Consider the following 8,481-nt stretch of genomic DNA (forward strand, 5'->3'; position numbering starts at 1 on the left):
GGCTGTGGCGCAGATCGTCGTCGATCAAACGGAAATTCGCGCGGATCTGGCGCAAGACCTCCGGAGAGAACGCCGCCTGGTTCTCGTCCGCCACGACAAACAACCGAATGAAGTTCACCGGGTCCTTGGCGAAGGCGTCCTTGTCGACGGTGGAGATGCGGCCGTTCTCGATGCGGAAGTCGGAGGTCCGGCGCAGCTTGGCGCGGCGGCGCCAGCTGAACGGCGCCAGCAGCGCATCGAGCGCCGGCACCGACTTCAATTGCTTCAGCTCGAGCGCGGTGCAGACGATGCGCGTGAGCTGGCCGACTTCCTTGGCGATAAGGAAGTAGTGCTTCATGAAACGCTCGACGCCGCTCAAGCCCGCATGGCCGCGATAGCCGAGCCGATCCGCCATGGCGCGCTGGAGATCGAAGCTCAGCCGCTCCTCGGGCCGGCCGGTGAGAAAATGCAGGTGACAGCGTACGGTCCAGAGGAAGAACTCGCAGCGGCGAAAGCTGCGATACTCGCCGGGCGTGAAGACGCCGGCTTCGACGAATTCCTCCTCGGCCTGATCGGGGTAGAGATGCTTGGCGAGCCAATGCAGCGTGTGCAGGTCGCGCAAGCCCCCGGTTCCTTCCTTGATGTTCGGCTCGACGAGATAGCGCGAGGCGCCCGAGCGCGAGTGCCGTTGGTCCTGCTCGGCAAGCTTGGCCTCGATGAAGGCGCGCGCATCGGTATCGAGCACCTCGCGGCGGAAGCGATGCACGAACTCGGCGAAGAGCTTCTCATCGCCGAGAATGAGCCGGGCGTCGAGCAACGCCGTGCGGATGGTCATGTCGGCGAGGCTCAAGCGAATACATTGCGCGATCGTGCGCGTGGCATGGCCGACCTTGAAGCCGAGATCCCACAACAAATAGAGCATGTACTCGGCGACGCTCTCGCCCCAGGCAGTCTGCTTGTAGGGCAGCAGGAACAAGAGATCGATGTCGGAGCCCGGCGACAGCAGCCCGCGCCCATAGCCGCCTTGCGCGACCACGGCCATGCGCTCGGCGGTCGAGGGGTTCTGGGCCCGATAGATGTGGTTCGTGGTGACGTCGTAGGCGAGCTGGATCAGCGCGTCCTGGAAATCGGAGAGGCCTGCCGCACAGGCCCGCCCGTCCCCGTACCGGTCGAGCTGCTGCTTGGCGGCGGCGTGGGCGCCGGCGACCAGCGGCTTGAGATAGTCGACCAAGGCCGCGCGAAGCTGCGTGTCCTGGCCCGCATGGGCCTGCGCGAGCTCGGCGGTCTCCTGGCGCAGGAGATCGAAATCGAAATAGGGCGGTGTTCTTGGCGCGGCCTGGTCCATCACGGGAATATCTAGCACATTGAGGCTTTACGCCTCGTCTTCAAGCAATGTCCGGAGGCGATAGAGCGCTTCGAGCGCCTCTTTCGGGGTCATGGCGTCGGGATTGAGCCCCTGGAGCGCCTGTTCCAGCGGCGAGGGCTCGTCGAATCCGGGCGGCATTCTGGCCGCCTGAAACAGGGGCAGATCGTCGGCCAAATCGGCCGGTTTCGGGCGTCCATCGGCCTTTTCCAGCTCGGTCAGCACCTCGCCGGCCCGGGCGAGCACTGGACCGGGAAGGCCCGCAAGCTTCGCCACGTGGATGCCGTAGGAGCGGTCGGCGGCACCTTTGATGACCCGATAGAGGAACACGATCTCGTCGCGCCACTCCTTCACCTCGACCGTGGCGTTGGCGGCGTGCGCGAGCTTGTCCGCCAGCGCCGTCAACTCGTGATAGTGGGTGGCGAACAGCACGCGCGAGCGGTTCACCTCGTGGAGATATTCGAGCGTCGCCCAGGCGATGGACAGCCCATCGAAGGTCGCCGTGCCGCGTCCGATCTCGTCCAGCACCACGAAAGAACGCGCGGTCGCCTGGTTGAGGATGGCGGCGGTCTCGACCATCTCGACCATGAAGGTGGAACGGCCGCGGGCGAGATCGTCCGCGGCGCCGACGCGGCTGAACAGGCGATCGACGATGCCGATATGGGCGGCCTTGGCCGGGACGAAGCAGCCTGACTGCGCGAGCACGACGATGAGTGCGTTCTGGCGCAGGAAGGTCGACTTGCCCGCCATGTTGGGGCCGGTGACCACGAGCACGCGCGTGCCGTCTTCGCCGTCGCCGCCGCCGAGCCGGCAATCGTTGCCGATGAAGCTCGCACCCTCGCCGCGCTTCAGATTTTGCTCGACCATCGGATGGCGGCCTTCCTCGACGGCGAACACGAGGCTGCCGTCGACCTTCGGGCGCACACAGTTTTGCTCGACCGCGAGTTCCGCGAGGCCCGCATAGTGATCGAGCTCAGCCAGGGCGGCGTTTGCCGCCGACAGCGCCTGCTCCTCGCCGAGCACTTCGTCCACGAGCTTGGCGAAGATGTCCAGTTCGAGCGCCAGCGCACGGTCGGCGGCGGAGGTGATGCGCGCTTCGATCTCGGCGAGCTCCCGGCGCGAGAAGCGCACCGCGTTGGCCATGGTCTGGCGGTGAAGGAAAGTCTCCACATGCGGCGGCTTGGTGAGCGTCGGCGCATGCAGCGCGGTGACCTCGACAAAGTAGCCGAGCACGTTGTTGTGGCGCACCTTGAGGCCTTTGATGCCGGTGGCGTCGGCGTAGGTCGCCTGCAGACCGGCGATGACCTGGCGGCTGCCGTCGCGCAAATTGCGGTGCTCGTCGAGATCGCCGCTGAAGCCGCTGCGGATAAAGCCGCCGTCGCGGGCATTGACGGGAAGCTCCGGCGCCAGGGCCGCGCTCAACGATTGCTCGATTTCCGGCGGTGCTGCCGCCAAGCGCTCGACAATGCTCATAAGCTCGCGCGGCAGGCCGAGCGCTTCGCCGGTCCGTAAGAGATGCGCGGCGAGATCGAGGGCGGCAATGATCGCTTGGCGCACGGACCCAAGGTCGCGCGGACCGCCGCGGCCAAGCGCGAGACGCGCCAAGGCGCGCGCGAGATCGGGCGCGGATTTCAGCGCGGCCCGCAACTCTCCGCGCAATCTCGGTTCGGACACCAGATAGGACACGGCATCGAGCCTGGCGTTTACATCGGCCTCGTCGGTCAAAGGACTGGCCAGGCGGCTCGCCAGCTCGCGGGCACCCGCGGCGGTAACGGTGCGGTCGACCGCCGCCAACAGACTGCCGGCCCGCGCGCCTTGATTGGACCGGGCGAGCTCGAGATTTGTGCGAGTCGCGGCATCGATCAGAAGGAGACTTCCGGCGGCTTCCTTTCGCGGCGGGCGCAGCAGCGGTGCGCGGCCGACCTGGGTGATCTCCACATAGGTGAGCAGCCCGCCAAGCGCGGCCAGTTCCGCCCGCGTGAAGTCGCCGAAGGCGTCGAGCGCAGCCACGCCGAGACGTTCCTTCAGGGATCGCTCCCCGCGCACGGAGTCGAAATGCGCGCGCGGGCAGGGCGTCAGCGCCGCGCCGGCTTCGCCGATCAGACGGCGAAGATCGGCGTCGCCCGCGAGATCCTCGCCGACCAGCACCTCGCCGGGTCTGATCCGCGCCAACTCGCCTGGAAGATCGACAAGCCGCGCCGACGCCGCGATCAGCTCGCCCGTGGAGATGTCGATGGTGGCAAGCGCGAAGCTCGGCTCGGAGCCTTCCTTGTTGCCGCCGCGAAACAGAGCGGTGAGAAAATTGTGCGTGCGGGCATCGAGCAACGACTCTTCTGTGAGCGTGCCTGGGGTGACGAGCCGCACCACGTCACGGCGCACCACCGCCTTCGGACCGCGCTTCTTGGCCTCGGCCGGATCCTCGGTCTGCTCGCACACGGCCACGCGATGCCCCTGAGCGATCAGGCGCTGAAGATAGTCGTCGGCCGCGTGCACCGGCACGCCGCACATGGGGATGTCCTCGCCGAGATGCTTGCCGCGCTTGGTGAGCGCGATGCCGAGCGCGCGGGAAGCGATCGCCGCGTCGTCGAAGAACATCTCGTAGAAATCACCCATGCGGTAGAACAGCAGACTGTCGGCGTTGTTCGCCTTGATCTCCAAGTACTGCGCCATCATCGGGGTCGCGTCCGGGGACGGCGCGGGCGCGGACCCGCCGGTCCGTGGCGATGTCGCATCCTGGGCCATGCTCACCACGTCACCTCACCTCGGGCCGTCTCCAGCCGTGCCGCCACCTCGGGGCTCATCCCATAGAACCATACGCCGCCGAGGAGACGGCGGAAGCGCGGATTGCGTTCGGCTTCGGCGACCACCGCATCGATCACGGGACCGTCCTCTTCGGGGATGAGGTCTTCCAGCAGGCCGGCCGCAAGCAGGCCCAGCATGTTCGGGTCGTCCTCGATCTCGAGGATCACCTTCACCAGCTCGAGCGCCCCCAGCGGGTCGTTGCTCACAAGGTCCTGCTGAAAGTCGAACATCGCGCCCCAGTCCTCGTCGCGTTCCCGTTCGAGGTCGGACCGCGACGTGATCTCCACCCACGCCGCGGCAAGCTCCGGCAGCGGCAGCGCCGCAAACTCCGTCGGCTCCGCGGGCTTGCGCATCTTCTCGCGCCAGGCGCGGTAGCCCTGCTCGTCGGCGATGGCGAGGAGCCGCCGCTGCAGCTCAGGGCTTTCCACCATGCCGCTTCGGATCGATGCCGCCTTGGCCCCCATCAGCCAGCGCAAGCGGGGCTGGCGGAGCGCCAACTCTTGCAAGGCGGGCGCGGCGCGGCGTGCATGGAAGACGAGCAACTGGCCGAGCACCTTTCCTTCCGCCAGAAGCATGACGATCTCGTCGTCCGGCTCGCTTGCGAGTTCAGCTTCGATGAACGCGATCCCACGCTCGGGCGTCTCATGGGAAAGCCGGTCAAAATACATGGTGAAGGCGTGGGTCCCGTCGGTCTGGTCCTTGAGACCGGTGGTGCAGACCTCCCGCCAGGCGCGCACCAGATCATCCGTCGTCAGGCTCGCGAGACGCGCTTCGATCTCCTCGGCGGCAGGAGGCGGATCGGCCTTGCCGCCGGAGGCGTCGCAAAATCCGAGCACCTCGTCACACCAGCCCATCGAAGGGTGGTAGCTTCTCGCCCGGAAGCGCACAAGGCCCGGCCAAACGAGAGTTGGGGAAAGGGCTTTTCCCTGCGCGAGGCCTCCTCTAGGGTGCGCGGCCTCAAGCCGATTTATCAGGAGTTCCCGCCATCATCCGTCCGTCCAAACGCGCGCCCGACGCGCTGCGCCCCGTGACCCTCGAACGCGCCGTGTCGCGCCACGCGGAGGGCTCGTGCCTGGTCCGTTTCGGCGAGACCCATGTGCTGTGCACGGCCACGGCGGGCGAACCGGTGCCGCCATGGCTCAAGGGCTCTGGCCGCGGCTGGGTCACGGCGGAATACGGCATGCTGCCGCGCGCACCAAACGATCGCATGCGCCGCGAGGCGGCAGCCGGCAAGCAATCAGGGCGCACCCAGGAAATCCAGCGGCTGATCGGCCGCTCGTTGCGCGCGGTGGCCGACCTGCCTGCGCTCGGCGAGAAGCAGATCATCATCGATTGCGACGTGCTGCAGGCCGACGGCGGCACGCGCACCGCCTCGATCACCGGCGCCTGGGTGGCGCTGCACGACGCGATCACCTGGATGGAAGCGCGCAGCATGATCAAGGGCAAAGTGCTGCGCGATCACGTGGCGGCGGTGTCTTGCGGCCTTTATGGCGGCGAGGCGGTGCTCGATCTCGACTACGCCGAGGACTCCGAAGCCGACGCCGACGCGAACTTCGTGATCACGGGCTCAGGCGGCATCGTCGAGGTGCAAGGCACGGCGGAGACGGAACCCTTCAGCCAGGAGCAGTTCGACCAGCTGATGTTGCTGGCGCGGACGGGCATCGCCCAGCTTGTCGAACTCCAGAAGCTCACCGTTGCTTAAGCCCGGCGTCCTTCATCGCGGCTCGAAGCTCGTCATCGCCAGCCACAACGAGGGCAAGGTGCGGGAGCTGGGCGAGCTGTTCGCGCCCTACGGCATCGACTGTGTGTCGGCGGGGAGCTCGGACTGCCCGAGCCCGAGGAGACCGGCGACACGTCGAGGCCAATGCGCTCTTGAAGCGCGGGCGGCCGCGGCCGGATCGGGCTTGATGGCGCTTGCCGACGATTCAGGGATCGAGGTGGAGGCGCTGGGCGGCGCACCCGGCATCCATTCCGCCCGCTGGGGCGGGGAGGAGCGCGACTTCGGCAAAGCCATGCAGCGCGTCCATGACGAGCTGGAAGCCACCGGCGGCGCCTATACGCGGGCGAACTTCATCTGCGCGCTCGCACTCGCAGCGCCAAATGCCGAGAACGCCACCTTCACCGGGCGCGTGTTCGGCTCGATCCACTGGCCGCCCCGCGGGGACCGCGGTTTCGGCTATGATCCTATCTTCGTGCCGGACGGCCACACCGAGACGTTCGGCGAGATGGACCCGGGCTTGAAGAACGCGCTGTCGCATCGCCTGCGCGCCTTCGAGCAGATGATCGAAGCCGTTTACGCAAATGACGCCTGACGAGCCTTTCGGAGTCTATGTGCATTGGCCGTTCTGCAAGGCCAAATGCCCGTATTGCGACTTCAACTCTCACGTTCGGCACGGCGGCATCGACGAGGCGCGGTTCCTCGCAGGCTATCTGACCGAGCTTGCGCATTTCGCATCGCGCGCGCCTGGCCGCACCGTCACCAGCATCTTCTTCGGTGGCGGCACGCCCTCCCTCATGGGTCCGCGCACGGTCGCAGCCATCCTCGACGGCATCGCCGGTCATTGGACGGTCGCGCCAGAAGCAGAGATCACGCTCGAAGCGAACCCGACCAGCGTCGAGGCGGAGAACTTCGCGGGCTACGCATCCGCCGGCGTCAACCGCGTGTCGCTCGGTGTGCAGGCGCTGGATGACGCGAGCCTCAAAGCGCTCGGCCGCCAGCACAGCGCGGACGAGGCGCTCGCGGCGCTCGACATCGCCAAACAGAATTTCGGTCGCGTCTCGTTCGATCTGATCTATGCGCGCGAGGGCCAGTCGCTTGCGGCGTGGGAGAACGAGCTGTCGCGCGCCCTGTCATACGCCGCCGACCACCTCTCGCTCTACCAGCTCACCATCGAGGACGGCACGCCGTTCGCCGCGCGCCATGCGGCCGGACGTTTGCGCGTGCCGGACGGCGACAGTGCGAGCGACATGTATCTCCTCACTCAGGCGCTGTGCGAGGAGGCGGGCCTGCCCGCTTACGAGATCTCGAACCATGCGCGGCCGGCTTCGGAGTCGCGGCACAATCTCATCTATTGGCGCGGCCACGACTATGCCGGGATCGGCGCCGGCGCCCATGGACGCATCACCGAGAACGGCGTGAAGCGCGCCACCTCGACGCTGAAGCCGCCGGAAGAGTGGCTGACGCAGGTCGAGTCTCGCGGGCACGGGCTCGCCGGCGACGAGGCGCTAACCCCGCAAGAGACGGCGGAAGAATATCTGCTCATGGCGCTCCGCCTCGCCGAGGGGCTCGACGTGGCGCGGCTCGAAGCTCTTGGCGGGCGCGCGCTCGATGCATCCGTCCTCGATGCGCTTGAGAGCGACGGGCTCTTGGCCCGTAACGGCGCACGTCTCAGGGCCACCCAGTCCGGGCGGCTCGTGCTGGAGCGGTTGATCCTGGAGCTCGCCGCCTAGTAGCTCGAAGCAGTGTTGAAGCTGCGTGGCGCCGGCGAGATCACGCTGGGCGATCCGGGCCGCACTTCGAGGATAGCCAGGCCGCGTTCCGACGTCCCGTCCGGCAGCAGGCGGACCAGGCCGTCGACGCCGGCGAAGCCGCTTGGGCGCGTGAGCTGGGAGAACGAGTAGCGCTGGCCCGGCGGATTCTGCGACAGGGAGACGGCAAGGCTCATGGCGTCGTAGCCGAGGCTCGCGATGCGCGGCGGCGTGCCGCCGAAGGTCTTGGCGTAGCGCGCGGCGAAGCTGTTCCAGCCTTTCGGATCGGGCGCGGGATACCAGCCGCCGACAAGTGCCTGCTGGCTGCCCACATTCGGATAATCCCACTGCCCGGTGCCGATGAATTGAACCTTCGCGCTGGTGAGACCGGCGGCCGCGAGCTGCGGCGCGAGGCGCGGCAGCTCCTCCTGGCCCGCGGGCAGGAACAGCGCGTCGATCCGTTGCCCCGCCTGCACGGCGCTCGCGACCTGCTTCACGGCGGCATCCATGTTCGAGCCGCCGAAGCTCGCGCGCACCGGCGCGGAGCCACCGCCGGACGCCACGGCCTTGGCGAATGCGGCCTCGGCGATGCGGCCATAGGCCGTTTGCGGCACGAGCACGGCGAAGTTCCGTTTGCCGCGCGACATGGCGAAGGAAACGATGCGCGGCACGTCGCGACCGGCGAGGAAGCTCAAAAGATAGACGCCGTTGCCGCGACCTTCTCGTCGGATGAGAACGCGATCATGGGGATGCCGGCGCTGCGCGCCACTTGCGCGGCGGCACTCACCTCCTGCGCGAAGAGCGGCCCGATGATCAGCTCGGCGCCGTCCTTGACCGCGCTTTGCGCCGCGGCGCGCGCGCCGTTCGGC

7 protein-coding genes are annotated in these 8,481 nt (G+C 67.6%); 3 read left to right on the forward strand and 4 right to left on the reverse strand.

The genetic code is table 11. The features are described from left to right. The 3 genes from AUC71_RS09230 to AUC71_RS09240 form a co-directional block, all read right to left on the reverse strand. Positions 1-1,342, reverse strand: a 1,342-nt coding sequence (locus tag AUC71_RS09230; protein ID WP_244500872.1) for a [protein-PII] uridylyltransferase family protein, incomplete at its 3' end; no start/stop codon positions are given. Between the two features lie 9 nt (positions 1,343-1,351). Then, positions 1,352-4,084, reverse strand: a complete 2,733-nt coding sequence (gene mutS, locus AUC71_RS09235; protein ID WP_069624031.1) for a DNA mismatch repair protein MutS — start codon at positions 4,082-4,084, stop codon at positions 1,352-1,354. A 2-nt stretch (positions 4,085-4,086) separates the two neighbouring features. Then, positions 4,087-4,998 carry a DUF6869 domain-containing protein gene (locus tag AUC71_RS09240; protein ID WP_069624032.1) on the reverse strand — a complete coding sequence of 304 codons (912 nt, stop codon included), beginning with the start codon at positions 4,996-4,998 and terminating at the stop codon, positions 4,087-4,089. Positions 4,999-5,132: 134 nt separating this feature from the next. Between AUC71_RS09240 and rph the strand changes: the two genes are divergently transcribed. The 3 genes from rph to hemW are packed head-to-tail and all read left to right on the forward strand — an operon-like array spanning position 5,133 to position 7,594. Beyond that, complete coding sequence (rph, locus tag AUC71_RS09245; protein ID WP_069624033.1) at positions 5,133-5,846, forward strand: ribonuclease PH; 714 nt, start codon at positions 5,133-5,135, stop codon at positions 5,844-5,846. Next, positions 5,839-6,456, forward strand: coding sequence for a non-canonical purine NTP pyrophosphatase (locus AUC71_RS09250; RefSeq protein WP_069624034.1), 618 nt, complete (start codon positions 5,839-5,841; stop codon positions 6,454-6,456). Before rph ends, AUC71_RS09250 begins: the two co-directional genes overlap by 8 nt. Beyond that, positions 6,446-7,594 carry a radical SAM family heme chaperone HemW gene (hemW, locus tag AUC71_RS09255; RefSeq protein ID WP_069624035.1) on the forward strand — a complete coding sequence of 383 codons (1,149 nt, stop codon included), beginning with the start codon at positions 6,446-6,448 and terminating at the stop codon, positions 7,592-7,594. The genes AUC71_RS09250 and hemW overlap by 11 nt, the downstream gene beginning before the upstream one ends. Here the strand turns inward: hemW and AUC71_RS09260 are convergent. Beyond that, positions 7,591-8,343, reverse strand: a complete 753-nt coding sequence (locus tag AUC71_RS09260) for a penicillin-binding protein activator (protein ID WP_083238229.1) — start codon at positions 8,341-8,343, stop codon at positions 7,591-7,593. The two genes, hemW and AUC71_RS09260, sit on opposite strands and share 4 nt — an antisense overlap. Between the last annotated feature and the right edge of the window lie 138 nt (positions 8,344-8,481).

The organism is Methyloceanibacter marginalis (assembly GCF_001723295.1).
Taxonomy (GTDB): domain Bacteria; phylum Pseudomonadota; class Alphaproteobacteria; order Rhizobiales; family Methyloligellaceae; genus Methyloceanibacter; species Methyloceanibacter marginalis.